Raw genomic sequence first — 26,508 nt, 5'->3', positions numbered from 1 at the left:
ACGCGCGCGCCCGTTTCCGAAGCCGAGTTTGCTACACTTCTTCGCTTACCTAAAAGTGATAGAAACCTATGCAAATTCACCGGATTTCCCGCGCCGCCCTGGCTGCTTGCCTGGTGGCGCTGAGCCTGGCCGGCTGTGCGGGCGGCAAGGACGAGCAGGCGGCCGCCCCCAAGCCTGCCCTCACCGTCTCCACCGGCCTGCCCTCCACCGCCACCCTGCCGCTCGACCTGAGCGCCAACGGCAGCATCGCCGCCTGGCAGGAAGCCGTGATCGGCAGCGAATCGGGCGGCCTGCGCCTGCTCGAAGTGCGGGTCAATGTCGGCGACGTGGTCAAGAAAGGCCAGGTGCTGGCCGTGTTCCAGGATGAGACGGTGCGCGCCGACGTCGAGCAGGCGCGCGCTGCGCTGCAGGAAGCCGAGGCCAACGCGGCCGAGGCGGCCGCCAACGCCGAGCGCGCCAACAATCTGCGCAGCTCGGGAGCGCTGAGCGAGCAGCAGGTGACCCAGTACCTCACCGCCGGGCGCGCCGCCGCCGCGCGCGTGACGGCGGCCCGCGCCACCCTCACCCAGCAGCGGCTGCGCCTGAAGTACACCCAGGTGCTTGCGCCGGACGCCGGCGTGATCTCGGCGCGCAGCGCCACCGTCGGCGCCGTGGTCGGCATCGGCACCGAATTGTTCCGCATGATCCGCCAGGGCCGCCTGGAGTGGCGCGCCGAAGTCACCGCACAAGACCTGGGCCGCATCAAGCCCGGCATGCAGGCCCTGGTGCGCGCCGCCAGCGGCGTCGAGGTCAGCGGCAAGGTGCGCACCGTGGCGCCCTCGGTCGACCCGCAGAGCCGCATCGCCCTGGTCTACGTCGACCTGCCGCCGGCGCTGTCGCCCGGCGCGCCGCTCAAGGCAGGCATGTTCGCCAGCGGCCGTTTCCGGCTGGGCGAATCGACCGCGCTGACCGTGCCGCAGTCGGCGATCGCGGTGCGCGACGGCTTCTCTTACGTGTTCCGCCTGAACCGCGACAGCCGCGTCAGCCAGCTCAAGGTCGGCACCGGGCGCCGCCTCGGCGACCGGGTCGAGATCACCCAGGGCCTGGAGCCGGGGGCGCCCATCGTGGTGAGCGGCGCCGGCTTCCTGAATGACGGCGACCTGGTGCGCAATGTCCCGGCGCCGGCGCGCGCCGAGGGGCGGGCGCCATGAATTTCTCCGCCCTCTCGATCCGCAGCCCGATCCCGGCGATCATGCTGTTCGCCCTGCTCACGCTGGCGGGGCTCCTGGCTTTCAAGGCCAACAAGGTGCAGGACTTCCCGGACATCGAACTGCCGATCGTGACCGTGAGCGCGGTGCTGGACGGCGCCGCGCCGGCCCAGCTCGAGACCGAGGTCGCACGCAAGATCGAGGATTCGGTCGCTACCCTGCAAGGGGTGAAGAACATCTATACCCGGGTGCTGGACGGGGTGGCCACCGTCACCGTCGAGTTCATCCTGGAGAAGGACTTGTCGGATGCGGTGAACGACGTGCGCGACGCGGTCTCGCGCGTGCGCGCCGACCTGCCGGCCGAGATGCGCGACCCGACCGTGACCAAGACCGCCACCGCCGGCCGCGTGGTCGCCACCTTCACCGTGGCGCGCGCCGAGGGCGCGGGCAGCAGCGTGGATGACCAGGAACTGAGCTGGTTCGTAGACAACGATGTCGCCAAGCGCCTGCTCAGCGTGCCCGGCCTGGGCGCGGTCAAGCGCGTGGGCGGCGTCACCCGCGAGGTGCGGGTGGAGCTCGACGACGCGCGCATGGCCGCGCTGCGGGTCTCGGCCCTGGACGTCTCGCGCCAGCTGCGCAACGTGCAGCGCGAGGCGCCCGGCGGGCGCGGCGACGTCAGCGGCGCCGAGCAGTCGGTGCGCACCATCGCCACCGTCAAGTCGGCCCAGGAGCTGGCCGACATGGAGGTGCCCTTGCCTGACGGGCGGCGCATCCGCCTGAGCGAGGTGGCGACGGTGAGCGACACCGTGGCCGAGCCGCGCGCCATCGCCGAGAAGGACGGGCGCAAGGTGGTGGCCTTCGAGGTGTTCCGCACCCGCGGCGCGGGCGAGGTCGACGTGGCCGAGGGCGCGCGCGCCGCGGTCGCCCAGCTGCAGAAGGAAAACCCGAAGCTGGTGCTGCGCGAGGTGATCGACAACTCCTACGCGGTCGAGGAGAACTTCGACGCCTCGATGGAGATGCTGTACGAAGGCGCGCTGCTGGCGGTGCTGGTGGTGTGGTGGTTCCTGCGCGACTGGCGCGCCACCCTGATCGCGGCGGCCGCCTTGCCGCTGTCGGTGATCCCGGCCTTCCTCGGCCAGTACCTGTTCGGCTATACGCTCAACATGGTGACCCTGCTGTCGCTGGCCCTGGTGGTGGGGGTGCTGGTGGACGACGCCATCGTCGAGATCGAGAACATCTCGCGCCACCTCCACATGGGCAAGAGCCCGATGCAGGCGGCGCTCGAGGCGGCCGACGAGATCGGGATGGCGGTGATCGCGACCACCTTCGCCCTGGTGGCGGTGTTCCTGCCGACCGCCTTCATGGGCGGCATTCCCGGCAAGTTCTTCAAGCAGTTCGGCTGGACCGCGGTGCTGGCGATCCTGTCCTCGCTGGTGGTGGCGCGCCTCCTGACGCCGATGATGTGCGCCTACCTGCTCAAGCCGGCCAAGCCGCAGGAGGAAAAGGACGGCCCGATCATGCGCCGCTACATGGCGGCCATGCAGTGGTGCCTGCGCCACCGCCTGGCCACGGCGATCGGCTCGGCGGTCTTCTTCGCCGCCTCGATCGCCCTGGTGCCCCTGCTGCCGACCGGCTTCGTGCCGCCCGCCGACCGATCCCAGACCCAGATCAACATCGAGCTGGCGCCCGGCGCCACTCTGGCCGAGACCCGCGCGGTGGCGGAGCGGACCCGCCTGGCGGTGATGCAGGTGGCGGGCGTGAAGGACGTGTTCAGCTCCATCGGTGGCGGCTCCAGCGGCGACGCCTTCGCCCCCGGCGCGGCGGCCGAGGCGCGGCGCGCGGTGCTGACCCTGAACACGGTGCACCGCGACGAGCGTGACGTGGGGCTGTCCGACATCGAGCGCGCGATCCGCGAGAAGGTGGCGGCGATACCGGGCGCGCGCTTCACGGTGGGCGCGCCGGACACCGGCACCAAGATGCAGCTGGTGCTGCGCAGCGAAGACCCCGACGCCCTGGCGCTGGCGGCGCGCCAGGCCGAGCGCGAGCTACGTACCCTGCGCGGGATCGGCAACGTCAGCTCCAGCGCCTCGCTGGTGCGGCCCGAGATCATCGTGCGCCCCGACTTCGCGCGCGCGGCCGACCTGGGCGTGACCGCCGCCGCCATCGGCGAGACGGTGCGGGTGGCCACCGCCGGCGACTACGAGCAGGCCCTGCCCAAGATGAACCTGTCCGAACGCCAGGTGCCGATCCGGGTCAAGCTGCCGGACGCGGTGCGCGCCGACCTCGACGCCATCGGACGCCTGACGGTGCCCGGCGCCCAGGGCCCGGTGCTGCTGTCGAACGTGGCCACCATCACGATGGAAAGCGGCCCGGCCCAGATCGACCGCCTGAACCGCAGCCGCAACGTGACCCTGGACGTGGAACTCCAGGGCCGCTCGCTGGGCGAGGTGAACGCCGAGGCGCGCGCCCTGCCGGCCTTCCGCAACCTGCCGCCTTCGGTGACCATCGCCGAGCTGGGCGACGCGCAGGAGATGCAGGCGCTGTTCGCCAGCTTCGGCGTGGCGATGCTGATCGGGGTGCTGTGCATTTACGGCGTGCTGGTGCTGCTGTTTAACGACTTCATGCAGCCGGTGACCATCCTGGCCGCGCTGCCGCTGTCGATCGGCGGCGCCTTCGTGGCCTTGCTCCTGACCAGCAACGCGCTGTCGATGCCGACCATGATCGGCCTGATCATGCTGATGGGTATCGTGACCAAGAACTCGATCCTGCTGGTGGACTACGCGATCCTGGCGCGCAAGGCGGGCATGAACCGTTTCGACGCGCTGGTGGACGCCTGCCATAAGCGCAGCCGCCCGATCGTGATGACCACCATCGCGATGGGCGCGGGCATGGCGCCGCTGGCGCTGGGGCTGTCGGGCGATCCGAGCTTCCGGGCCCCGATGGCGATCGCAGTGATGGGTGGCCTGATCACCTCGACCCTGCTCAGCCTGCTGGTGGTGCCGGCGGTGTTCACCTACGTGGACGACTTCGAGCATTGGTTGAAGCGCATGGCGGGCAAGCTGCGCAGGCGTCCGGGGCAGCCGCCGGCGCCGGCGGAGAAGCAGCCGGCGCTGTGACGGCGCCCTGAGCGCTGGCCACCGGCCCGCGCTCAGGCCGCCGGCTGCTTGCGAAAGCCCACGCCGAGCCGGTTCCAGCCATTGATGGCGATGATCGCCACCGTCAGGTCGACCATCTCCTTGTCGCTGAAGTGCTCGCGAAGCTGCGCGTACTCGGGGTCGCCCGCCCCGGTCTCCGGCAGCCGGGTCAGCGATTCGGCCCAGCCCAGGGCCGCGCGCTCGCGCGGGCTGAAAAAAGGCGTCTCGCGCCATACGGTCAGGCCATGCAGGCGGCGCTCGGTCTCGCCAGCCTTGCGCGCGTCCGCGGTGTGCAGGTCGACGCAGAAGGCGCAGCCGTTGATCTGCGACACCCGGGTATAGACGAGGTGCAGCAGCGCGGGTTCGAGGCCGAAGCCGGAGACCGCCTTTTCCAGCGCCAGCATGGCGTTGGTGGCCTCGCGCGAGGCCTTGTAGTAGTCGATACGTGCGTTCATGATGGCTCCCTGGTGTGTTGATGCGTCCATGGTAAGAGGCCGGCCCCGGGCGCGGGGATGCCAATGCGAGGCAAAGCCGGGAGGCCAATCGGGGCAGGCTGGTTCACCCGGCGGCAGGCGCGTCGGGCACGCAGGCTTGCTAGGGTCGCGAGAGGATGAAGGAAATCCCCGTCCGCTCGTAGCATTTCGACCAGGTATTCATGCTCTCGAAGTCGCGGTATTCGCCCCCGTCGGCGGGGTCCATGTACTCGAAGGGAGACTGGCCGTTCAAGGGACGCCGCAAGACGTAATGCAGTCCGATCTTGAAGGTGGAGACAATGACGAGTTCGCGCTCCGCCCCGGTCGGTCCCGGCGAGGCGGTGTGCAGAATCGTGATGCCCTGGTCCTCGCAGGCCTGGAGCTGATCCTTGTACAGCCACTGGAGCAGGGATTTATAGGCCCCCGGAGCGGCATACATTTTGACATCCAGGCCCATCAGCCGGGCAGCCGCGATCACCCGGCTGGGCAAGGAATAACTGGCCATGTCGCCGCTCGTCACCGCGTAGATCGCCTTCTCGACCTTGGCCTGGCCGCTCACCAGCGCGTTCTCGTAGGGCTTGCTGTCCCAACCGCGCAGCGCTTCGTACACTTCGGTGGTGTTGCCGGTGATTGGCGTTCCGGGTTCCCTGGTCGACCACAGACCGCGTTTAGGAAGATGGTCCACGCCCAATTCCGAGGCGGCGCACATGAGCGACGCCGCCCCGCAGGAGTTCGTAAAAGTTTGCTGGTATCTCGCCACGACGCGTCTCCAAACGGCCACGGGGCCGGCCTGCCGTCACCCCATGTCAATGCAAAAAAATAAACCCCCTTCCCGCACCGAAGCGGTAGAAGGTTCTCCGCTCCTAGATACGCAGTGCAAGCCCAGCAGGATGCGGCCTTGATCGCCGCGGGTGCTGCTGCCCGGCCGCAGGAAGCCAATCCGCACACGACGGCGCCAGTTCGGCGACAATAAGGGAGCCAATTTTTCGACCACACCATGGAATTGCATCTCTTGCTCGAAGGCCGCAAGGATCTCGCCGGCCAACTGTTCCGTCAGCTGCGCGAGGCCATCCGCGGCGGCCGCCTCGCCGACGGCGTCCAGTTGCCGCCTTCGCGCCTGCTGGCAAGCCAGCTCGGCGTGTCGCGCAAGACCGTGGCCGAAGCCTACCTGCGCCTGGCGCGCGACGGCTACGTGAGCGCGCGCGTGGGCGCCGGCAGCTTCGTGCGCGCCACGCCCCAGGCAGCGCCGCGCCCGGTCGCCGCCGGCGAGCTGGCCGGCGCCGCCACCCTGGCGCGCTGGGCCAGCCTGGAGCGGCCCCTGCACCATGCCGCGCCCGCCGGGCAGTCGCGCTACGAATTCATCGGCGGCGCCGTGGCGCACGCCCGCTTTCCGCACGAAGCATGGCGGCGCTGCCTGCTGCGCGCCCTGCGCTCGCCCGGCGCGCCGGGGCGCTACGGCGAGGCGGAAGGCCTGCCGGCGCTGCGCCAGGCGATCGCGCGCCATGCCGGCTTCACGCGCGGCGTGCGCTGCACGGCCTCGGACGTGGTGGTGACCGCCGGCGCCCAGCAGGCGCTCGACCTGATCGCGCGCGTGCTGGTCGAACCCGGATGCACGGTCGCAATGGAGGAACCGGGCTACCCACCGGCGCGCCTGCTGTTCGCCAGCCAGGGCGCGACCGTGGTCGGCGTGCCGGTGGACGAGGAAGGCATCGTGCCTGAGCGGATTCCGGAGGGAGTGCGCCTGGTCTACGTCACGCCCGCCCACCAGTTCCCGCTCGGGATGGCGATGAGCGCGCCGCGCCGTCGCGCCCTGCTGGAGCGGGCGCGCGCGATCGGCGCGGTGGTCATCGAGGACGACTACGACAGCGCCTTCCGCTACGGGGTGCAAGCGGCCGACAGCCTGCAGAGCATGGACCGGCACGGCATCGTGGCCTACGTCGGCACCTTCTCGAAAGTGCTGCTGCCCGAGCTGCGTTGCGGCTACCTGATCGCGCCGCCCGCCATCCTGCAGGCGGTGGCGGCGGCCAAGCATTTGAGCGACTGGCACGTGAACACCCTCACCCAGGGGGCGCTGGCGGATTTCATCGACAGCGGCGAGCTGGGACGCCACATCCGGCGCGTGCATGCGGTGTATGCGGCGCGGCGCAAGCGCCTGCTGGCGCGGCTGGACGGTGACCTCGCGCCTTGGCTAGAGGCGCTGCCCGCGGACTGCGGCCTGCACGTGGCCGCGCTGTTCCGGCGACCGGTGGACTTGCCGGCGCTGCTGCGACTGGCGCGCCGGGTCGAAGTCGGCCTGTATCCGCTGGACGGCTTTTATACCGGACCGGCGCGCCAGGGCCTGCTGTTCGGGCTGGGAGCCATCGAGGTGCTCGACATCGATCCGGCCCTCGACCGGCTGGCGGCGATCCTTGGCGACTCAGGAGAAGTGGCGGGCGGCGGGCAGGCTTGACGATCCGCCCCTGCGCTTCGACGCTGCACAAAAAACAAAGCCCGGCCGAGCATAGGCTGGCCGGGCTCTCTACTTCCCGCCGGAAGGCGGTCCGCGATCAATAGTCGCGATAGTCGCGGTAGCGGGAGTCGCGCTTGTCGCTCGAACCGCCCAGCAGCTTGGCCAGCACGAAGCCGATGCCGATCGCGGCCAGCACGGCGCTGCCCGGATTGTTGCGGACGTACTCGCGGCCCTGGGTGCTCAGGTCCTGGTACTTCTCGTTCAGCTGCTGCTGGCGCTGGCCCATGCTTTGCTGGGCGCCGCTCAGCATGCCGGTGACGCGGTCGACGCCGGCGTGGGCGGTGCTGACCAGGCGGTCCACCAGCGGCTGGGCGGCCTGGGCTGCCTTGTCGATGCCCTGGTGCACGCGGTCCGGGGTGATGTTCGACAGCGCGCCCTTGATGCCGTTTTGCTGCTGGTCGGCGTTCATGTCGGACTGGCCGGACTGGCCTGCGCTGGCGCCGCCCATGCTGCCGCTGCTGCCCACGGAGCTGCCGGCGCTGGTGCCGGTAGTGCTGCCCATGGTGCTGCCCGAGGTGGACGAACCCAGACCGCTGTTGCCGCCGCTGGTGCTGTTCAGCGAGTTGCCGCTGGCGGAGGTGCCGCTGGCGGAATTGCCGCTGCTCGAGCTGCTGCCGAGCGAGCTGCCGCTACCGGCGCTGCCGCCCAGCGAACCGCTGCTGCCTGCGCCGCTGCTGGCGTTGCTGGTGCCGCCGACGGCGCCGCTGCTGGTGCTGGTTGCGCTGCTCGGCGAGGCGTTGGTGCTGCCGAGGCTGCCGCCCGACGCGCCGCTGCCCAGGCTGGAACCCGACGCACCGGTGCTGCTCTTGCCGAGATTGGAATCCTGGCTTTTACCGATGCTCGAACCTGCGCCTTGGCTTGCGTCGCTGCCTTTTCCCTCGGTTGACTTCTGATTATCCATGATGTATCCCTCGTAAAAATTTGACCAACGCGGAGTAGACCGATACTCGACTGTCCACCACATTCTTCCTCGATTTCGCCCGCTAATGAACGAAGCGACGAGAATGGCCTGCGCTACATCAACCAGTGTCGAAAGACTTTGCCCTTAGTCAGGTTTTCGAGGCCTGAGCACAAAGCGAGCTCAACACTTGCGAAGATAGTCGCCATTCCGTCGTCGTGGCCGGGCGCACGCCTCGTGGCGTCCGACACGAGCGCAGAATCGGACCACTGCGCCGCGATACAAAAAATACAACGGACAAGGTGACCGGACCGTGCGCTGACTAACAGAGCTCGGCTATCCGCCGCGATCCTGCTTGCATCGCGCCGGCAAATGCCGTCTGCATGCCGCCCGCACGCCAGATTTCGCTTGCATCGAAGCTCATCCTGTATAAAATACGAATGAGAATCATTATCAATTAGATGCGGAGCGATCCATGTGCGAGAAAGAAGCCCTGCGCGATCCCGGCCTGCCCTGTGCCCATGTACCTCAGGGATCGCGGCGGCGCCGGGTCTGGGAACTCAGCCATGCCTGCCACTGCCCCCTGATCGGGGTCGGACTGCCCCTGGGCGTGCTGCGCAAGCTGGTCGAGAAAGTGACCGGCGGCCGCCTGTTGCACGACGACTATGAAATCCACGTGGGCGCGGTCAGCGAGTGCCTGGCGCGCACGCCGGTGGCCGAGGCGGTGCAGAAAGAGCTGGAGCGCCGCTATGCGGTGGCCATCGCGCGCTTTCGCGCCGCCAGGACCGTCGAGGAAGTCGGCGCGCTGTGGGACGCGGCGGTGGCGGCCGGCGAGGTCGCCGGCGCCTTCTGGGCCGGCCTGAGCCATCCGCGCTGCGACGCCGCCCTCGAGGAAAAGATGTGCCGCGACATCCACATGGTCCAGCATCAGGCCGGCGCCTGCGCCCGCGCCGACATCGACAGGTTCAAGGCGGTGCTTGCAGAGAACGGTCGGCTGGAGCGCGAACTGACGCGCATGCAGGAACGTTGCCGGGCGCTGGTGCAGGACAAGGCCGACCAGGCCGCGCGCCAGGAACGGCTCCTGATGCAGGCGCGCGCGGGGGCGATCGCCAAGGACACCGAGATCCAGCAACTGCGCCTGGAACTGGAGCGGCTCGCCGCCGCGGTGCCGGAGCTCGACACCCGCCAGCGCCTCGCCAACCGGGTCGCGCAGCTGGAGGCGCGCGAGGGAGCGCTCAAAGCTCAGCTGGCCGAACTGAAGGCGGTGCGCAGCGAGACGCCAGCGCCCCGCGAGGAGCCTGCCGCTGCGCCTGCGCCGGCGCCCGAGGCGCTGCCGGTGCGGCTCTACAACCGCAGCGTGCTGTGCGTCGGTGGGCGCAGCGCCAATGTCCCGAGCTACCGCAGCCTGATCGAACGCGCGGGCGGACAGTTCGCCCACCATGACGGCGGACTCGAAGACAGCAGCAGCCTGCTCGACGCCAGCCTGGCGGCGGCCGACCTCGTGATCTGCCAGACCGGCTGCATCAGCCACGCCGCCTATTGGCGGGTCAAGGACCATTGCAAGCGCACCGGCAAGCGCTGCGTCTTCGTCGAGAATCCCAGCGTATCGAGCCTGGCGCGTGGCTTGCAGGACGCCGGCAGCGACAGCCCGGCGGCGCAGCGCGCCTGAGTTCCGATATATCCCTTCCGACGGGCGATCGGCATTCGACTCATGGGGGAGGTCGTGGGCAGACTTTTCGGGGGTAGGCCAACTCAATCGGCCACGGCCGGCGACCTGAACGCGGAAAGGGCGGATCCAACCGCTCTCGAAGCGCGCCGAGGCACGGAGCGTTTGCACCGAGCGCTCCAAGCACAGGGCTGCTCAGGCCGTGGGCGTGCGAGTTCGGATTTCGCCACCGAGTGTCGGGGTTAGCGCACCCGGATCCGTATGCAGCCAAGCCGATGACCTGTCCAGGACTTTCTACAGCCGGGGCCATGACGCGAGCTTGCGACAGCGTATGCATGACCGGTGACGCCCCATCAAGCTTCTAATGATCACCAAGTCGGGGGGCTCAGTTCTCGTACTTCGGTGTCACCTTTTCGTGAAAGTGCTTCGATTTTCACCGCCCGGCCCTCGCTATGCCCGTCTGCCGGCACAGCCCTGAGCACAGCAATTGCTTCGTCGAAACGGCCCAGCAAGCGTAGCAGTTCTCCTTGCTGGATCATGCTGCGCGGATGCTGCTCGCCATCTCGCAGCATGTCCAGGATGACCTCCATATTGGACCGCTCGGCGGCCGCTGGCCAGCTTGGCCCGTCGAGGACACGGGAACCATCGGATCGGGTGCGGTAGCGGTCGTTCAAACACCACCAGATGCGATTCCGGAGCCAGAGCACCCGGTTCCTGTCCACGCCCTTCGAGCGCGACAAAACGTACACCACGTCGTCAAAATTGACCCGACCGACATACTGCGCCTGTCCCCATGACCTCATGGTTTCGGTCCATTCTTCGTACGCCCGAAGTTGTCCTCCCGGGTCGCCGCGCCAACGCAGCCAGGCCCTCGTCAACCGACCAATGGGTCTTTCCGCCTTGGGCATGACTCCGACGGGCTCGATATCGTCCAGCCAGAATAGCGCCGCGCAAGCGTTACACCGGACCAAGGGTTCCTGATGCCAGGACATCGTTGGCACGCCATCGGACCAATCCCGCGTGCCGAAGAAGTTGATGCTGCGTAGCCGCCGACGAAGAAAGAAGGCGTTACACCCGGGGCATACGTGTACTGAGGGAGCTGAGTAGCTGGTCATGGCGTTATCGTACCGCCACAATACCGGCGTAAGCAAAGACCAGGTGCCACCGCACGGCGAACAGACCAAACTGGAGGCGAAGCTAGTTGCATGCCGGTTAAACGAGCAGTGGAATACGACAACAAAGAAAAAAGGGCTACATGCTTTCGCTTGTAACCCTTTGAACTTATTACTGAATCTTGGTGCCGCTGACCGGAATCGAACTGGTGACCTTCGCATTACGAATGCGCTGCTCTACCGACTGAGCTACAGCGGCGGAAAGAACCGTATTCTAGCAAACAACGCCACAAACTTGCTAGTGTGTATCGCAAGCTTGTGGCGTCGCGCCGTGAAGATGGCTTACTGCTGGTGATAGCCGGTCACGACCTCGACTTCTTCCTTCGAGCCCAGGAACACCGGCACGCGCTGGTGCAGCTTGGACGGCGGAATGTCCATGATGCGTCCCAGTCCGTCGGTCGCGGCCCCGCCGGCCTGCTCGACGATCATGGCCATCGGGTTGGCTTCGTACATCAGGCGCAGCTTGCCCGGCTGCCCCGGATCGCGCAGGTCGGCCGGGTACATGAAGATGCCGCCGCGGTTGAGGATGCGGTGCACGTCGGCCACCATCGAGGCGATCCAGCGCATGTTGAAATCCTTGCCGCGCGGGCCGGTGCTGCCGGCCAGCAGCTCGTCGACGTAGCGCTGCACCGGCGGATACCAGTGACGCTTGTTCGACATGTTGATCGCGAATTCCTTGGTCGACGGCGGAATCTGCATATTGCTCTCGGTGAGCACCCAGGAACCCATCTCGCGGTCCAGGGTGAAGCAGTGCACGCCATTGCCGGTGGTTAGGACCAGCATGGTCTGCGGGCCGTAGACCGCGTAGCCGGCGGCGACCTGGGCGGTGCCTGGCTGCAGGAAGTCCTGCTCAGTGGGCTGCGTCATGCCTTCCGGCGCCTTTAGGACCGAGAAGATGGTGCCGATCGAGACGTTGACGTCGATGTTGGAGGAACCGTCGAGCGGATCGAAGAGCAGCAGGAATTCGCCCTTCGGGTAGCGGCTCGGGATCTGGCGGATGCTTTCCATCTCTTCCGAGGCCATGGCGGCCAGGTGGCCGCCCCACTCGTTGGCCTCCAGCAGGATCTCGTTGGAGATCACGTCCAGCTTCTTCTGCACTTCGCCCTGGATGTTCTCGGTCTCGGCGCTGCCCAGCACTTCGCCGAGGGCGCCCTTGCCCACCGAGAAGCTGATGCGCTTGCAGGCGCGCGCGACGACCTCGATCAGGAGGCGCAGCTCGGCGTTGATGTTCTGGTGCAGGCGTTGTTCCTCCACCAGGTATTGAGTCAGGCTGACGCGTTTCATGGACTTCCTTTGGTTTGGTTTGGATTCTTGTTGTGAGCGGAGCGCTCAGTTCGCCAGTGCCTTGCTGACGACCTCGCGCACGTCGTTCGAGAGCTCCGGCTGGCCCGCCACCTGCTGCAGGGCCATCTGCATCTTCGTCTGCAGGGCCGGCGCATAGCGGCGCCAGCGGTCCATGGCGCGTGCCAGGCGCGCCGCGACCTGCGGGTTGAGCGCGTCCAGCGCCAGCACGTTCTCGGCCCAGAACACGTAGCCGCTGCCGTCCGGCGCGTGGAACTGCACCGGGTTGTTGGCGCAGAAGGCCGCCACCAGGCTGCGCGCGCGGTTCGGGTTGCGCAGGGTGAAGGCCGGGTGGCGCATCAGCGCGCGCACCGCCGCCACGTCGGTGGTCGGGGCGGTCGCCTGCATCATGAACCACTTGTCGACCACCAGGGCCTCGCCCTTGAACTCTTCGTAGAACGCGTCCAGCGCGTCGGCCGCTTCCGGCACCCGCGAGGCGATCAGGGCGCCCAGCGCGGCGGCGCGGTCGGTCATGTTGTCGGCGCTGTCGAACTGGCGCTGGGCCAGGGCCACGCTCTCCTCGTCCGGCGCGGCGTTCAGGTAGGACAGGGCCAGGTTCTTGAGCGCGCGCTTGCCGGCGGACGCGGCGTCCGGGCTGTAGGGGCCCGGAGTCTGGTTGGCCTCGTACTGGGCCAGCAATTCCTTGCGCAGGCGGGTGCCGATGTCGGCGCGCATGAACTGGCGCGCGGTGTGCACGGCCATCGGGTCGACCGCGTCGAGCTGCTCGGAGATCATGGTCTCGGAGGGCAGCAGCAGGGCCTGCTCGCGGAAGGCCGGGTCGAGCGACGCGTCGCCCAGCATCTTGCGCATCGCCTCGATGAAGGTGTCGTCCAGGTCCAGGCGCGAGGAGATGCGCGCCTCGCCGGTGAGCTTGAGCAGGCGGCCCATGGCCAGGCGCTGGCCCGCTTCCCAGCGGTTGACCGGGTCGCTGTCATGGCTGAACAGGTGCAGCAGCTCGGTGTCGCTGTAGCCGTGCTGCAGGATCACCGGCGCCGAGAAGTCGCGCAGCACCGAGGGCACCGGCTGTTCGCCCACGTTCGAGAACACGAAGGTCTGCTCGGCCTCGGTCAGCTCGAGCACGGTGGTGGTGCCCAGGTCCTTGCCGTCCACGGTGAGCGGCATGTCGCGCCCTTCGTGGTCGAGCAGGCCGACCGCCACCGGGATGTGGAAAGGCAGTTTTTCCGGCTGGCCGGGGGTCGGCGGGCAGGACTGGAAGATCGTCAGCGTATAGGTCTTGGCGGCCTCGTCGTAGCGGGTCTCGAAGCGCAGCACCGGGGTGCCGGCCTGGCTGTACCAGCGCTCGAACTGGCTCAGGTCGCGGCCGTTGGCGTCGGCCATGGCCATGCGGAAATCGTCGCAGGTAACCGCCTGGCCGTCGTGGCGCTCGAAATACAGGTCCATGCCCTTGCGGAAGCCTTCGCGGCCCAGCAGGGTCTGGTACATGCGCACCACTTCGGCGCCCTTCTCGTACACCGTCACGGTGTAGAAGTTGTTGATCTCGACAAAGGAATCGGGACGCACCGGGTGGGCCATGGGGCCGGCGTCTTCCGGGAACTGGGCCTGGCGCAGGGTGCGCACCTGGTCGATGCGGGTGACTGCGCGTCCGCTGTCGGTGCCGATCATGTCGGCCGTGAATTCCTGGTCGCGGAACACGGTCAGGCCTTCCTTCAGCGACAGCTGGAACCAGTCGCGGCAGGTGACGCGGTTGCCGGTCCAGTTGTGGAAGTATTCGTGGGCCACGACCGCCTCGATGCCCTGGAAGTCGACGTCGGTCGCCACCCGCGGATTGGCCAGCACGAACTTGGTGTTGAAGATGTTCAGGCCCTTGTTCTCCATCGCGCCCATGTTGAAGTCGCTGGTGGCGACGATCATGAAGCGGTCGAGGTCGAGCTCCAGGCCGTAGCGCTCCTCGTCCCAGCGGATGCTGTGCTTGAGCGACTGCATGGCGTAGTCGGTCTTGTCGAGGTTGCCCTCTTCCACCCACACCTGCAGCAGGGCGTCGCGGCCGTCGGCCAGGCGGAAAGTCTCTTCCTGGCACACCAGGCGCGCCGCCACCAGGGCGAACAGGTAGCTGGGCTTCTTGAACGGGTCTTCCCAGAGCGCGTAGTGGCGGCCGTCGTCCAGCTCGCCCTGCTCGATCAGGTTGCCGTTGGACAGCAGCACCGGGTAGCGCTCCTTGTCGGCGCGCAGCATGACCGTGTACTTGGCCATCACGTCCGGGCGGTCGGGGAAGAAGCTGATGCGGCGGAATCCTTCGGCTTCGCACTGGGTGAAGAAATTCCCATTGGAAACATACAGCCCACTCAGGGTAGTATTCTGTTCCGGAACACACACAGTTTCGATCTCAAGGACGACGTCCTCGGGTGCACCGGGAATGACCAGCATATTGTTGGCGAGGCGGTAGTCGCCTGCGCGCAGGGCCTTGCCGTTCATGCGCAGCGCCACCAGTTCAATATCCTCCCCATGCAGTTCGATCGTGGAGCCGGGGCCGGCCGGGTTGCGGCGCAGGCGCAGGCGGCTGGCGACCACGGTGCGGGCGGGGTCGAGGTCAAAACCGAGTTCGACGGTATCCACGAGGTAACTCGGCTGGGTGTAGTCCTTCCGGTAGACGGTCTGGGGCGTATCGGTGCGCATAGGGAGGGTCCGCAAACACAGTGGATGAAGTGCTTATTTTACCAACAAGATTTTGAGGCGCTTCGTACGATTTCGTGTATCGGAATGTGCCGCTCGTAACCGGGTGTAAATTACGCGCAAGAGTTCCGGAACAAAGGCTAAGCTACATCATCGGGGTAATACCGACTATACAAAGGGAGAATGCAATGAAACGCCTGATCATGGTCGCTGCGGGAACGGCGCTGGCGCTGCTGCTGGGGGGCTGCGCCACGACCTACCGCAGCGACGTCACGACCTTCCATCAGTGGCCCGCACAGATGGAAGACAAGAGCTTCGTGTTCGAGGTGCCGCCTCCGCAGGACGACACCCTCGAATGGCGCAGCTACCAGGAGCTGGTGCGCGGCGAGCTGGCGCGCCTGGGCTTCCGCGACGCCAACGGCGCCAAGCCCACGCTGACCGTGGGGATGCGCTTCACCACCACCGACGTGCCGGTGCGGGTGCTGGAGCCGGTGATGTCGCCCTACTTCCATCCGATGCCGCGCTTCGGCTACCGCGGTTACTACCGCCGCTACTGGGGCGGCTGGTACAGCCCGTTCTACGATCCGTTCTGGGGTCCCTACCCGGCTTACCAGACCAGCATCGAGCACTATTACCGGCGCGAGCTGCAGGTGTCGATCAAGCGCGCCGGCGATGCGCAGCGCCTGTATGACGTCACGGTGCACAACACTAGCCGCGAGCTGTCGACCCCGATGGTGATGCCGGCGCTGGTGCGCAGCGCGTTCGCCGAGTTCCCGGGGCAGTCGGGCGTTGCGAAACGGGTGGAGGTGACGCTGGACGAGAAGACTCAGGCGCCGGCGCAGGTGCAGGTCTCGAAGTGAGCGATGGCGTCGCTGCGCGTAAGCGATGGCGTCTCTGCGCGTAAGCGATGGCGTCAATACGCCTAAGCGATAGCGTCAATACGAGTGAGCAGTAAGCTCAATTCGCGTAAGCGTTAGCGTTAATACGTCGTCCCCGCGAAGGCGGGGACCCAAGTTGCACGCGTTTCGACAGCGCAGAAAACTTGGGTCCCCGCCTTCGCGGGGACGACGTTTTTAAGCCGGCGAATAAGGGTGACGTTATGAGGCTGGCGAACAAACGACGTTTTAAGCCGGCGAAGAAGGTCGCGTTATCAGGCCGGCGAAGAAGGACGACGCGCTTTGGCCGGCGCAAAAAAAAGACCCGCAACGCAAGCGTAGCGGGCCAACGGGAGACAACAAGAAACCCGGTTCCTGCAAGCTTGCATCCAGCCTCACCGCAGTGTAGCGAAACGCATTTCACAGTTCCAGGTCGCGTGTTGATCCTTGCAGCGAACGCGGCATGCCGGCGTTCGTCGGCGCCGCGATCGGCGCCCGTGTTTCTCTGGTCGCGGCCTCAGCGCACCATGCAAGGCCGCTTGCTGTCGAAGCGCCAGTTCGGAATCAGGTATTGCATGCCCACCGCATCGTCCCGGCCACCCAGCCCCATCGCGCGGTAGCGCTGGTGAGCCGCTTCCACGGCCTCCATTTCCAGCTCCACACCCAGTCCCGGCGTGGTCGGCACCGCCACCTTCCCATTCACGATGCGCAGCGGATTGCGGGTCAGGTGCTGGCCGTCCTGCCAGATCCAGTGGGTGTCGATCGCGGTGATCTCGCCCGGCGCGGCCGCCGCCACATGGGTGAACATGGCCAGGGAAACGTCGAAGTGGTTGTTCGAGTGCGAGCCCCAGGTCAGGCCCCAGGCCTGGCACAGATGCGCCACCCGGATCGTGTCCTGCATGGTCCAGAAATGCGGGTCGGCCAGGGGAATGTCGACCGCGCCCAGCTGCACCGCGTGGGCCAGCTCGCGCCAGTCGGTGGCGATCATGTTGGTGGCGGTGCGCAGGCCGGTGGCGCGGCGGAACTCGGCCATGGTCTCGCGGCCCGAATACCCCCCTTCCGGGCCGCAGGGATCTTCGGCATAGGCCAGCACCCCGCCCTTGTCGCGGCAGAGGCGGATCGCGTCGCGCAGCAGCCAGCTGCCGTTGGGGTCGAGGGTGATGCGGGCCTCGGGAAAGGCTTCCTTGAGGGCGCCCGCCGCCTCCATCTCGTCTTCGCCGCGCAGCACGCCGCCCTTGAGCTTGAAGTTGCGGAAGCCATAGCGCGCGAAGGCGGCCCTGGCCTGGGCCACGATGGCGTCCGCATCCATCGCCGATTCATGGCGCAGGCGCAGCCAGTCGTCGTCGGCGTCCGGCTCGCTCGCATAGGGCAGGTCGGTGAGCTTGCGGTCGGCCACGTAGAACAGGTAGCCCAGCATCTCCACCTCGTCGCGCTGGCGCCCCTCGCCCAGCAGGTCGGCGACCGGCAGGTGCATGAACTTGCCGAGCAGGTCGAGCATCGCGCATTCGACCCCGGCCACCGCGTGGATCATCACGCGCTGGTCGAAGGTCTGCTGGCCGCGTCCGCCGGCGTCGCGCGCGGCGAAGGCCCCGCGCATCGCGCGCAGCACAGCGTTGAAGGCGCCGATCGGCCGCCCGATCACCAGGGCACGCGCGTCTTCCAGGGTCTGGCGGATGCTCTCGCCGCCCGGCACCTCGCCCACACCCTGGTTGCCGCTGCTGTCGGTCAGGATCACCAGGTTGCGGGTGAAGAATGGGGCGTGCGCGCCGCTCAGGTTGAGCAGCATGCTGTCGCGCCCTGCAACCGGAATCACCTGCATCGCGGTCACCTGGGGCGTGCCGCCTGCGGTGCCGCCCGCTGCGCTGGTAGAGATGCTCATGTCGATGCCTGCTCCAAAAGTTTGATACCGGTATCAAAGTGAAATTCATGATACCGGTATCTTTTCAGCCCTGTCAACGGCCGCGGCGGGCTGTGGGAGGCGGATGTCAGGTGCTGCCGCGTTCGACGATGACGAAGCCCACGTCGCGAATGGGTTCATCGACCTGCTTGTCCTCTGCGCGGTCGATCAGCATGCGCGCGGCGGTGGTGCCGATCGCGGTGCCGTCGATGCGCACCGTGGTCAAGGGCGGGTAGAGATCGCGCGAGAAGGACAGGTCGCCCAGGCCGATCACGGCCAGCTGCTGCGGCACCTTGATCCCCATCGCCAGCGCTTCGAGCAGCACGCCCTGGGCCATCATGTCGGAACTGCAGAAGATGGCGTCGATGTCCGGATCGCGCGCCAGGAGTTCGCGCAGGCCTGCGCGCCCGCTGCCGAGCGAAGTCGGGGCCTTCACCACGCAGGTGGGCACCGCCGCCGGGTCCTTGCCCAGCCCGGGCTGCAGGGCCAGCAGCGTCTCGGCGAAATGCCGGTTGCGGCGCACGGCGCGCTCGTCGTCGGCGCTGATGGCGGCGATCCTGCGGCGGCCGCGCCGGTGCAGGTACTCGGCCACTGCCTTGCCGATCTTCTCGTGCGAAAAGCCGACCAGCATGTCGATCGGTTGATCGGTCAGGTCCCAGGTCTCGACCACGGGAATGCCGCTGGCCAGCAGGCGCCGCCTGCCCTGCTCCGAACGCATGATCCCGGTGAGCAGCACGCCGTCGGGACGGCGGCCGATGATCGCCTCCAGCAGCGCGTCCTCGCGCGAGTTCTCGTAGCCGGACTGGCCCAGCATCAGCTGGTAGCCGCGCGCGGCCAGGGCGTCGGTCAGGGCCTGGATCATTTCGAGGAAGACCGCGCCGCTGATGGTCGGGACCACGGCCGCGACCAGGCGGCTCTTCTTGGACGACAGGCCGCCCGCCAGCAGGTTGGGCACGTAGCCCAGCTTGTCGACCGCCTCGCGCACGCGCCGCAGGATGTCGGGAGAGACCGAGTCACGATTGTTCAGCGCGCGCGAGACGCTCATGGGCGCGACGCCCGCCACGCGGGCGACGTCACGCACGGTGGGCGCGCTGCCCTTGCGGCTCTTGCGGGTCGTCGGCACGGGGGCGCGGCCCTTCGGTTCTGGCTTGCTCATGGCCGCGATTCTAGCATCGCGCATCCACCCTCAGTCCGACAGGGTCAATGCCCCCCGCAGGCGGATCGCGTCGGACGCCGACCCCACCATGATCTCGAATTCGCCCGGCTCCGCCACCCACTGCAGCTTCGCGTTGTGGAAGGAGAGCGTGTCACGGTCCACCTGGAAGCTCAGCGTGCGCCGCTCGCCCGGCTCCAGCTTCAGCTTGCGAAAGCCCTTCAGCTCCATCACCGGCCTGACCAGCGAGGCGACCTTGTCGCGGATGTAGAGCTGAACCACCTCTTCGCCGGCGCGCGCGCCCGTATTGGCCAGGGTGAAGGACACCGTCACCTTGTCGCCCCGCTTCATGCTCGGCTTGCTGATCGCCAGGTCGCCGTAGGCGAAGCTGGTGTAGCTCAGGCCATGGCCGAAGGCGTAGCGCGGCGTGTTGGGCGAATCGATGTAGGCCGAGCGGTAGACGATGTTGGCTTCATTCACCACCGGCCGTCCGGTGCGGTACTGCTGGTAGGAGATCGGAATCTGCCCCACGCTGCGCGGGAAGCTCATCGGCAGCTTGCCCGAGGGGTTGTAGTCGCCGACCAGCACGTCCGCCACCGCATTGCCGCCCTGGGCGCCCGGGAACCAGGCGTATAGGATCGCCGCCGCCTTGTCGGCCACGTTGTTGAACACCAGCGGCCGGCCGGCCATCATGACCACGATCACCGGCTTGCCGGTTGCCGCCAGCGCATCGAAGAGCTGCGCCTGCTGGCCGGGCAGCCCGATGTCGGCGCGCGACTTGGCCTCGCCGCTCATGTCCCAGGATTCGCCGACCACCAGCAGCACGGCCTCGGCCTGCTTCGCGGCTGCCACCGCGTCGGCGAAGCCGGCGCTGCTGGCGCAGGCGACGTCGCAGCCCTGGGCGACCAGCAGCCGGGTGTCCGGCAGTGCGCCGCGCAGGCCCTCGACCACGCTCACCACGCGGCTGGTGTCGGACTGCACGATCCAGCCGCCTTCGAGGTCGCGTTTCGCTTCCGCCAGCGGGCCGATCACGGCCAGCGACTTTAACCCCTTCGACAGCGGCAGCGCATTCTGCTCGTTCTTGAGCAGCACCAGGGTCTTGCGCGCCACATCGCGCGCGATGCGCGCATGCTCCGGGTCGTTCAGCGCCGCCTGCTCGCGCGCCGCGTCCGAGTAGCGGTAGGGGTCGTCGAACAGGCCCATCTCGAACTTCTTGACCAGCACCCGGCGCACCGACTCGTCCAGTCTCGACTGCTTCACCTTGCCGCTCCTGACCTGGTCGGCCAGGTGGCGGGTGTAGGCATAGCCCTCCATGTCCATGTCGCTGCCGGCATCGATGGCCTGTGCGGCCGCCTGCGCCAGGTCGGCCGCGTGGCCATGCTCGACCAGCTCCTTGATCGAGGCCCAGTCGCTGACCACGAAGCCCTTGTAGTTCCACTTGCCCTTGAGCAGATCGCGCTGCAGGTAAGCACTGGCGGTGGCCGGCACCCCGTTCAGGGTGTTGAAGGAATTCATGAAGGTCGCCACGCCCGCGTCGGCAGCCGCCTTGAAGGGCGGCAGGTAGACCTCGTGCAGCTGATGCTCGCTCATGTCGGCCGCGTTGTAGTCGCGGCCCGCGATCGCCGCGCCATAGGCGGCGAAGTGCTTGGCGGTCGCCATCACGCGGTCGAGCGCGCCCAGCTTCTCGCCCTGGAAGCCCTTGACCCGGGCGATGGCGATCTGCGAGCCCAGGTAGGTGTCTTCGCCGGCGCCCTCCATCACCCTGCCCCAGCGCGGATCGCGGCCGATGTCGACCATGGGCGCGAAGGTCCAGTGGATGCCGCTGGCGGCGGCCTCCTTGGCCGCGATCGCGGCCGACTGGCGGATCGCCTCCATGTCCCAAGAGGCCGCCTCGCCCAGCGGCACCGGGAACACGGTCTTGTAGCCGTGGATGACGTCGAGACCGAACAGCAGCGGGATCTTGAGGCGCGACTGCAGGGCCAGCGCCTGGATCTCGCGGGTCTCGCTCACGCCTTTCACGTTCAGCATCGAGCCGACCCTGCCCGCGCGGATGTCGGCCAGCTTGTCGGCGAACTTCTCGCTGCCGGGCCCCGTCATCTGGCGCCCCGAGAGCTGGTGCAGTTGCCCGACCTTTTCCTCCAGCGTCATGCGCTTGAGCAGGGCCTCGACCTTGCGCTCGATGGCGCGGTCCTGGGCTTCGGCGGCGCCGCTGCCGCCAGCCAGGAACAGGGCCGCAACCAGCGGCGCCAGGCTGCTTCGCTTCATGAGCCCTCCTCCCTTATTTGTACTTGCGCTGCATCTGGTCGTAGAAGCGCTTCAGCGTATGGAAGGCTTGCTTCTTCTGGCCGCTTTCCGAGATCAGGCCCTTGCGGTTCCAGAAGTCCTGGAAATACGGATGCGGGCGACGCGGCGAGCGGAAATCGGTCAGGATCCAGGGCGTCATGCCGCGCAGGCCGGGAATCGCGGTCAGCATCGTGATCTGGTTCTTGTACAGCAGGTCCTGGTATTCCTCGCTCCAGCGGGTTTCGTCGTCGGCATGGTAGCCGGCCAGGGCGTCGGCGCCGAACTCCGTGACCACCACCGGCTTGTCGTACTTGATGTTGAAGCGGTAGTTCAGCATGTCCTTGGTGTTGCTCCAGTACCAGCCGGCGTACTCGTTGAAGCTGGCCAGGTCGAGCTTGTCGGCCAGCGGATCTTCGACCACCACTTCCTTGCCCTCGCGGTGCACCTCGAGCGCGGCGGCCACCAGCCGGGTGTCGTCCAGCTTGCGCACCGTGTCGGCCAGCCGGCCCATGAAGAGGTTGCGCGGCTCGCTCACCGGCGTCTCGTTACCGATCGACCACACGATCACGCTGGCGCGGTTCTTGTCGCGCACCACCAGGTCGGTGAGCTGCGCGCTGGCGTTGCGGTAGGTGTCCGGATTGGTCCACGAGATGGTCCAGTAGACCGGCACCTCGGCCCAGACCAGCAGGCCCATCTCGTCGGCCAGGCGCACCATCCGCTCGCTGTGCGGGTAGTGGGCCAGGCGCACGTAGTTGGCGTTCAGTTCCTTGGCCCATTGCAGCATCATGCGCATGTCGCCTTCGCCGCGCAGGCGGCCCGCGATCAAGGGGTTCTCGTCGTGCAGCGAGATCCCGCGCAGGAAGATCGACTTCCCGTTCAGCAGGATGTCCTTGCCGCGGGTCTCGATGGTGCGAAAGCCCACTTTGTCGTCCACGCTGTCCGGGCCGGCCGCGATCCGCACGCCGTAGAGCTTGGGGTCGTCCGGCGACCAGTAGCGCAGCGTCGACACCGGAATGCTGATCGCGGCGCGCCCGCCGGCGTCGGTCCTGACCGTGGTGCTGATCTTCGCTTCCGGGATCGTCACGCTCACGCTTTGCTGGGGCTGGGCGCCGGCCAGCTGGACGTAGCCCTCGATGCGCTTGAGGTCTCCCTTGGCGAGCTGCAGCTTGTAGTCGGCGATGTAGGTCGCCGGCAGCTCGGCCAGCAGCACGTCGCGCGTGATGCCGCCGTAGTTCCACCAGTCGGTGTTCACGGTCGGGATCTCGTCCTGCCTGCGGGTGTTGTCGGCCTTGACCACGACGAAGTTGCGGCCCTTGTTCAACTTGCCGGTGACGTCGAACTGGAAAGGCGTGAAGCCGCCCTTGTGCACGCCCAGCTTCTTGCCGTTCAGGTAGACGTGGGCCTCGTAGTTGACGGCGCCGAAGTAGAGGATGTAATTGCTGCCCGCCTTGGGCTCGGCCTGGAAGACCTGGCGCATCCACACCGTGCCCTCGTAGAAGGAAAGCCTCTCGGCCTGGGAGTTCCAGTCACCCGGCACCTGGAGCGTGGGCGAGAGGTCGAAGTCGTACTCCACCCATTCGCTCTTGTTCCTGGGCTTGAGATCCTCGTAGAAGCCGCCCTTGCCGCTCGGGGACTTGTCGAAGGGCTCGCGCCGGTAGTCGTAGAAGCCGGTCTCGTAGGGGTCGATGATGTAGTTCCAGCGGCCGTTGAGGCTCAGGTGCTGGCGGCCATGGACGTTTTGCAGCAACGGCATGCCCGGCGCAGGCGCGGCCTGCGCCGCAGGGGCGGCTTGAGCGCCGGACTGCTGCGCCGCCGCCGGCGGGCACCAGGACAAGGCCGCCACGCACAATGCACCAAGCGCACCACCTAGCGCACCACCGAGCGCCCCACCGAGCGCCTTCCCGAACAGCTCCATTCTCGTCTCCTTGTGCCGGTGCCAGCCGACGCGGGCAAGCGCTTGGTACCGGTATCATTATCGAGCGTTCATGCTAGACCGAGCTTATCTGCTTGTCAATCCGGCCTGCATGCGCCCCAAGGGGCGATGGATCAGCTGAACCAGGCTTCCGAGGCGAAGGTGATGGCGACGATCATCACCAGCGCCGCAGCCAGCACGATCAGGAGCCGGCCGAACTTGGGAGCGTCATCGCCGCCGGACGGCGGCGGCCCCTCGTCTCCGCGGGTGTCCCTCATGGCAGCAGCACCGTCGAACCGGTGGTGCGGCGCGCTTCGAGGGCGCGATGGGCTTCGGCCACCTGGGCCAGCGGGAAGGTCTGGCGCACCTCGACCTTGATCTTGCCGCTGCCGACCATGTCGAACAGGTCGGCAGCCATGGCTTCCAGCTCCTCGCGGGTGGATGCGTAGGCGCCCAGGGTCGGCCGGGTCAGGTAGAGCGAGCCGCGCTTGGCCAGTTCGTTGGGCGCGAAGGGCTCGACCGCGCCCGAGGAATTGCCGAAGCTGACCATCAGGCCGCGCGGCCGCAGGCAGTCGAGCGAGCGGAAGAAGGTGTCCTTGCCCACCGAGTCGTAGACCACCGGCACGCCGGCGCCGCCGGTCAGCTCGCGCACGCGGGCCACGATGTCTTCCTCGTTGTAGTTGATGACGTGGGATGCCCCGTGCGCCAGCGCCAGCTCGCCCTTTTCCTTCGAGCCCACGGTGCCGATCAGGTTCACGCCGAGGGCGCGCGCCCACTGGCAGGCGATCAGGCCGACGCCGCCGGCCGCCGCGTGGAACAGGATGGTCTCGCCGCCCTTGAGCGGGTAGGTGCTGCGGAACAGGTATTGCACGGTCAGGCCCTGCAGCAGCATGGCGGCGGCGGTCTCGAAGGACACCGCATCCGGCAGCTTGACCAGCTGCCCGGCCGGCACATTGCGCAGCTCGGCGTAGGCGCCCGGCGCCCCGCCCGCATAGGCCACACGGTCGCCCGGCCGCAGGTGGCCGACGCCCTCGCCCACCGCCTCGACCACGCCGGCCGCTTCCTGGCCCAGCCCGCCCGGCAGCGGCTGCGGATACAGGCCGGTGCGGAAGTACACGTCGATGTAGTTCAGGCCGATCGCGTGCTGGCGCACCAGGGCTTCGCCCGGCGCCGGCTGGCCCACCTCGACGTCGACATATTCCATCACTTCGGGGCCGCCGTGGGCGGCGATCCGAATCGCTTTGGCGCGCATGAGGGCCTCCTTATTGCTGAGCGTTGGACGCATGGGTGCGCCGGAGTTCCGACAGCACCAGGCGCGCGGTCGAGACGTTGGTGGCGCAGGCGACGTTGTGCACGTCGCAGGCGCGCACCAGGGCATTGATGTCGGGCTCGTGGGGCTGGGGCGTCATCGGGTCGCGCAGGAAGATCACGCAGTCGATCTCGCCGTCGACCAGCTGGGCGCCGATCTGCAGGTCGCCGCCCACCGGGCCGGAGTGCTTGCGCTCGACGGTGAGTCCGAGCTCGTTGGCGAGGCGCCCGCCGGTGGTGCCGGTGGCCGACAGGATGCAGGTCTCCAGGAACTCGCGGAACTCGCCCGCGAGCGTGATCATGTCGTCTTTCTTCTTGTCGTGCGCGATGAGCGCGATTCTGGGTGCGTTCTGTGCTGCGTTGGTCAGGGTCGGTTTCGTCATTTTTTTAGCGACAGCAGATAAATCCCCACAAGCACGAGCGCGGTGCCGGCCAGCTGCACCGCCGTGATCGGCTCCCCGAGGATGAGGGCGCCGAGGAAGAGCGTCGACACCGGCCCGATCATGCCTGCCTGCGAGGCGGTCGCCGCGCCGATGCGCTGCACCGCGACCATGGTCATAAACACGGGGAAGATGGTACAGAATACCGCATTCACGAGCGAGAGCCAGTAAACGGGCGCCGGCTGCACCAGCATCGAGGCCGGGCGCAGCAGGAAGAACTGCAGGATGCAGGCCGCGCTCGACACGCACATCGCATACGCGACCAGGCGCAGCGAGCCGATGCGGCGCACCATCTCGCCCGAGCCGAGCAGGTAGATCGCATACGAGACCGCCGAGCCCAGCACGCACAGGGAACCGAGCACCGTGCTGCCGGAGCCGCCCTCCAGGTCGTGCACGAAGACCAGCACGATGCCGCAATAGGCCAGCAGCAGCGCCGCCCACTCGACCGGCGCGATGCGGCGCTTGAAGAAGATGGCGTTGATGGCCAGGACGAAGGTCGGCGTCAGGAACAGGATCAGGCGCTCGAGGCCGGCCGTGATGTGCTGCAGGCCGAGGAAGTCGAGATAGCTCGACAGGTAGTAGCCGACCAGGCCCAGGCCCGCCAGGCGCCAGCGGTCGCCGGGCGAGAGCGCCGGCCCGGTGCGCATCTTCCACAGCGCGACCGCGGCGAACACGGGCAGCGAGAACAGCATCCTGAACGCGATCAGGGTGACCGCGTCGATGTGGTACCTGTAGAGCAGCTTGGCGACGATGGCCTTGGTGGAAAACAGGATCGCGCCGCCGATCGCGATCGACAGGCCGGCGATCAGGACCGGGCGTGGCAGGGAAGAGGCGGAATGGGGGGCGGCGCTTTGGTTCATCCGTCGATTGTAGAACGGCTGGGCGAAGCGCGCTGACGGGGCCGCCGAACGTCGGCCGCGCTTCCTGGTCGAACTGTCGAGATCAACGACAGGAGCCCGCCATCATGCCTTCCCTTAGCTTGGTCTTCGCCCTGTGGGCCGGCATCTGCACCGCCGTGATGCTGCCGCTGTCGAGCCGCGCCACCCTGGTGTTCGCGCGCATGCTGCAGCGGCGCGCCCTCGACTGGCGCGGCCTGCGCACCCTGCTGTTCGTGCTCGGCCACGTGCTGGTGTGCGCGGCCTTCGCCGGCTCGCTCGCGCTGCTGCACTGGTCCCTGCACCGCGCCGGCCTGCTCGACGATGCGCTCGCCCTCGACCACCCCGCCGCGGTCGGCCTGGCCCTGGTGGTGGCCGGGGTCTACCAGTGGCTGCCGGCCAAGCATGCCTGCCTCGAGCACTGCCGCGCGCCGATGCCGGGCCTGCTGGCCGGCTGGCGCGACGGCTTTCTGGGCGCGCTCGGCCGGGGCATGCTGCACGCGCGCCTCAGCCTGGGCTGCTTCGGCCTGCTGATGCTGCTGCCGCTGGCTGCGGGCCCCGCCAACCCGGTGGCGCTGGCCGCGATCCTGCTGCTGGCGCCGGTCGAACTGCGCGCCGACAGCGGGCACTGGATCGCCTGCGCGGGCGGGCTCGCGCTGCTGGCCTGGGGCACCCGTTTGTTGTTTCCGTGAGTCGGCTCCGCCATTTTGGGGAGGGGGGCCTATGTTAGAATGTCGGCCATTCTTGCAATCCC

The 26,508-nt window shown here is 67.7% G+C and carries 20 protein-coding genes and 1 tRNA gene; 6 read left to right on the top strand and 15 right to left on the bottom strand.

Features of this window, described 5'->3' with window-relative positions; genetic code table 11:
* Window positions 1-68: 68 nt before the first annotated feature.
* Entirely contained in the window at window positions 69-1,190 is a 1,122-nt protein-coding gene (locus B0920_RS17855) for an efflux RND transporter periplasmic adaptor subunit (RefSeq protein WP_078034002.1), read from the top strand.
* Window positions 1,187-4,303 (top strand): efflux RND transporter permease subunit, encoded by a 3,117-nt coding sequence (locus B0920_RS17850; RefSeq protein ID WP_078034001.1) that lies wholly within the window; start codon window positions 1,187-1,189, stop codon window positions 4,301-4,303. The genes B0920_RS17855 and B0920_RS17850 overlap by 4 nt, the downstream gene beginning before the upstream one ends.
* A gap of 32 nt (window positions 4,304-4,335) precedes the next feature.
* Here the strand turns inward: B0920_RS17850 and B0920_RS17845 are convergent, their stop codons facing one another.
* Together B0920_RS17845 and B0920_RS17840 are read right to left on the bottom strand one after the other, a co-directional pair.
* Window positions 4,336-4,776 (bottom strand): carboxymuconolactone decarboxylase family protein, encoded by a 441-nt coding sequence (locus B0920_RS17845; RefSeq protein WP_078034000.1) that lies wholly within the window; start codon window positions 4,774-4,776, stop codon window positions 4,336-4,338.
* 139 nt (window positions 4,777-4,915) lie between these two features.
* Entirely contained in the window at window positions 4,916-5,479 is a 564-nt protein-coding gene (locus tag B0920_RS17840) for a hypothetical protein (protein WP_143745826.1), read from the bottom strand.
* A gap of 312 nt (window positions 5,480-5,791) precedes the next feature.
* On the opposite strand from B0920_RS17840, the gene B0920_RS17835 reads away from it, so the two are divergent.
* Window positions 5,792-7,243 (top strand): PLP-dependent aminotransferase family protein, encoded by a 1,452-nt coding sequence (locus tag B0920_RS17835; RefSeq protein WP_078033998.1) that lies wholly within the window; start codon window positions 5,792-5,794, stop codon window positions 7,241-7,243.
* 97 nt (window positions 7,244-7,340) lie between these two features.
* Here the strand turns inward: B0920_RS17835 and B0920_RS17830 are convergent, their stop codons facing one another.
* Complete coding sequence (locus B0920_RS17830; RefSeq protein ID WP_078033997.1) at window positions 7,341-8,204, bottom strand: hypothetical protein; 864 nt, start codon at window positions 8,202-8,204, stop codon at window positions 7,341-7,343.
* 472 nt (window positions 8,205-8,676) lie between these two features.
* Between B0920_RS17830 and B0920_RS17825 the strand changes: the two genes are divergently transcribed.
* A complete protein-coding gene (locus B0920_RS17825) occupies window positions 8,677-9,870 on the top strand; it encodes a DUF2325 domain-containing protein (protein WP_078033996.1) in 1,194 nt (397 codons plus the stop codon).
* Between the two features lie 365 nt (window positions 9,871-10,235).
* On the opposite strand, the gene B0920_RS17820 is transcribed toward B0920_RS17825, so the two are convergent.
* From B0920_RS17820 to pepN, 4 genes are all read right to left on the bottom strand, one after another.
* The gene (locus tag B0920_RS17820; RefSeq protein ID WP_143745825.1) at window positions 10,236-10,775 is read right to left on the bottom strand and encodes a hypothetical protein; all 540 of its coding nucleotides are present in this window, start codon (window positions 10,773-10,775) and stop codon (window positions 10,236-10,238) included.
* 387 nt (window positions 10,776-11,162) lie between these two features.
* A tRNA-Thr gene (locus B0920_RS17815) sits at window positions 11,163-11,238 on the bottom strand.
* Between the two features lie 83 nt (window positions 11,239-11,321).
* Window positions 11,322-12,323, bottom strand: a complete 1,002-nt coding sequence (locus B0920_RS17810) for a class 1 fructose-bisphosphatase (protein ID WP_078033994.1) — start codon at window positions 12,321-12,323, stop codon at window positions 11,322-11,324.
* 45 nt (window positions 12,324-12,368) lie between these two features.
* Window positions 12,369-15,014: an aminopeptidase N gene (gene pepN / locus B0920_RS17805; RefSeq protein ID WP_078033993.1), complete on the bottom strand. Its 2,646-nt coding sequence runs from the start codon at window positions 15,012-15,014 to the stop codon at window positions 12,369-12,371.
* A gap of 185 nt (window positions 15,015-15,199) precedes the next feature.
* On the opposite strand from pepN, the gene B0920_RS17800 reads away from it, so the two are divergent.
* Window positions 15,200-15,871, top strand: a complete 672-nt coding sequence (locus B0920_RS17800) for a DUF4136 domain-containing protein (protein ID WP_078033992.1) — start codon at window positions 15,200-15,202, stop codon at window positions 15,869-15,871.
* A 532-nt stretch (window positions 15,872-16,403) separates the two neighbouring features.
* Here the strand turns inward: B0920_RS17800 and B0920_RS17795 are convergent.
* From B0920_RS17795 to B0920_RS17765, 8 genes are all read right to left on the bottom strand, one after another.
* Window positions 16,404-17,765, bottom strand: a complete 1,362-nt coding sequence (locus B0920_RS17795) for an enolase C-terminal domain-like protein (RefSeq protein WP_078033991.1) — start codon at window positions 17,763-17,765, stop codon at window positions 16,404-16,406.
* Window positions 17,766-17,871: 106 nt separating this feature from the next.
* Window positions 17,872-18,939: a LacI family DNA-binding transcriptional regulator gene (locus B0920_RS17790; protein ID WP_078033990.1), complete on the bottom strand. Its 1,068-nt coding sequence runs from the start codon at window positions 18,937-18,939 to the stop codon at window positions 17,872-17,874.
* Between the two features lie 30 nt (window positions 18,940-18,969).
* Window positions 18,970-21,201 carry a beta-glucosidase BglX gene (gene bglX, locus B0920_RS17785; protein WP_078033989.1) on the bottom strand — a complete coding sequence of 744 codons (2,232 nt, stop codon included), beginning with the start codon at window positions 21,199-21,201 and terminating at the stop codon, window positions 18,970-18,972.
* Window positions 21,202-21,214: 13 nt separating this feature from the next.
* Window positions 21,215-23,134 (bottom strand): glycoside hydrolase family 2 protein, encoded by a 1,920-nt coding sequence (locus B0920_RS17780; protein ID WP_229455713.1) that lies wholly within the window; start codon window positions 23,132-23,134, stop codon window positions 21,215-21,217.
* Between the two features lie 131 nt (window positions 23,135-23,265).
* A complete protein-coding gene (locus B0920_RS26030; RefSeq protein WP_179119215.1) occupies window positions 23,266-23,409 on the bottom strand; it encodes a hypothetical protein in 144 nt (47 codons plus the stop codon).
* Window positions 23,406-24,383 carry a quinone oxidoreductase gene (locus tag B0920_RS17775; protein WP_078033987.1) on the bottom strand — a complete coding sequence of 326 codons (978 nt, stop codon included), beginning with the start codon at window positions 24,381-24,383 and terminating at the stop codon, window positions 23,406-23,408. Before B0920_RS17775 ends, B0920_RS26030 begins: the two co-directional genes overlap by 4 nt.
* A 10-nt stretch (window positions 24,384-24,393) precedes the next feature.
* Window positions 24,394-24,822, bottom strand: a complete 429-nt coding sequence (locus B0920_RS17770; RefSeq protein ID WP_078033986.1) for a methylglyoxal synthase — start codon at window positions 24,820-24,822, stop codon at window positions 24,394-24,396.
* A complete protein-coding gene (locus B0920_RS17765) occupies window positions 24,819-25,739 on the bottom strand; it encodes a DMT family transporter (protein WP_078033985.1) in 921 nt (306 codons plus the stop codon). Before B0920_RS17765 ends, B0920_RS17770 begins: the two co-directional genes overlap by 4 nt.
* A gap of 104 nt (window positions 25,740-25,843) precedes the next feature.
* Between B0920_RS17765 and B0920_RS17760 the strand changes: the two genes are divergently transcribed.
* A complete protein-coding gene (locus B0920_RS17760; protein WP_078033984.1) occupies window positions 25,844-26,446 on the top strand; it encodes a DUF2182 domain-containing protein in 603 nt (200 codons plus the stop codon).
* The last annotated feature ends 62 nt before the right edge of the window (window positions 26,447-26,508 follow it).

This window comes from Massilia sp. KIM (assembly GCF_002007115.1).
GTDB lineage: Bacteria > Pseudomonadota > Gammaproteobacteria > Burkholderiales > Burkholderiaceae_D > Telluria.
This window is presented reverse-complemented; position numbering and strand designations above follow the sequence as displayed.

Coding starts and splice junctions, on each gene's coding strand:
- B0920_RS17825 (WP_078033996.1), top strand. CDS start 8,677: ATGTGCGAGAAAGAAGCCCTGCGCGATCCCGGCCTGCCCTGTGCCCAT.
- B0920_RS26030 (WP_179119215.1), bottom strand. CDS start 23,409: ATGAGGGACACCCGCGGAGACGAGGGGCCGCCGCCGTCCGGCGGCGAT.
- pepN (WP_078033993.1), bottom strand. CDS start 15,014: ATGCGCACCGATACGCCCCAGACCGTCTACCGGAAGGACTACACCCAG.
- B0920_RS17850 (WP_078034001.1), top strand. CDS start 1,187: ATGAATTTCTCCGCCCTCTCGATCCGCAGCCCGATCCCGGCGATCATG.
- B0920_RS17780 (WP_229455713.1), bottom strand. CDS start 23,134: ATGGAGCTGTTCGGGAAGGCGCTCGGTGGGGCGCTCGGTGGTGCGCTA.
- B0920_RS17835 (WP_078033998.1), top strand. CDS start 5,792: ATGGAATTGCATCTCTTGCTCGAAGGCCGCAAGGATCTCGCCGGCCAA.
- B0920_RS17765 (WP_078033985.1), bottom strand. CDS start 25,739: ATGAACCAAAGCGCCGCCCCCCATTCCGCCTCTTCCCTGCCACGCCCG.
- B0920_RS17770 (WP_078033986.1), bottom strand. CDS start 24,822: ATGACGAAACCGACCCTGACCAACGCAGCACAGAACGCACCCAGAATC.
- B0920_RS17810 (WP_078033994.1), bottom strand. CDS start 12,323: ATGAAACGCGTCAGCCTGACTCAATACCTGGTGGAGGAACAACGCCTG.
- B0920_RS17830 (WP_078033997.1), bottom strand. CDS start 8,204: ATGGATAATCAGAAGTCAACCGAGGGAAAAGGCAGCGACGCAAGCCAA.
- B0920_RS17775 (WP_078033987.1), bottom strand. CDS start 24,383: ATGCGCGCCAAAGCGATTCGGATCGCCGCCCACGGCGGCCCCGAAGTG.
- B0920_RS17795 (WP_078033991.1), bottom strand. CDS start 17,765: ATGAGCATCTCTACCAGCGCAGCGGGCGGCACCGCAGGCGGCACGCCC.
- B0920_RS17845 (WP_078034000.1), bottom strand. CDS start 4,776: ATGAACGCACGTATCGACTACTACAAGGCCTCGCGCGAGGCCACCAAC.
- B0920_RS17800 (WP_078033992.1), top strand. CDS start 15,200: ATGAAACGCCTGATCATGGTCGCTGCGGGAACGGCGCTGGCGCTGCTG.
- bglX (WP_078033989.1), bottom strand. CDS start 21,201: ATGAAGCGAAGCAGCCTGGCGCCGCTGGTTGCGGCCCTGTTCCTGGCT.
- B0920_RS17790 (WP_078033990.1), bottom strand. CDS start 18,939: ATGAGCAAGCCAGAACCGAAGGGCCGCGCCCCCGTGCCGACGACCCGC.
- B0920_RS17760 (WP_078033984.1), top strand. CDS start 25,844: ATGCCTTCCCTTAGCTTGGTCTTCGCCCTGTGGGCCGGCATCTGCACC.
- B0920_RS17855 (WP_078034002.1), top strand. CDS start 69: ATGCAAATTCACCGGATTTCCCGCGCCGCCCTGGCTGCTTGCCTGGTG.
- B0920_RS17820 (WP_143745825.1), bottom strand. CDS start 10,775: ATGCCCAAGGCGGAAAGACCCATTGGTCGGTTGACGAGGGCCTGGCTG.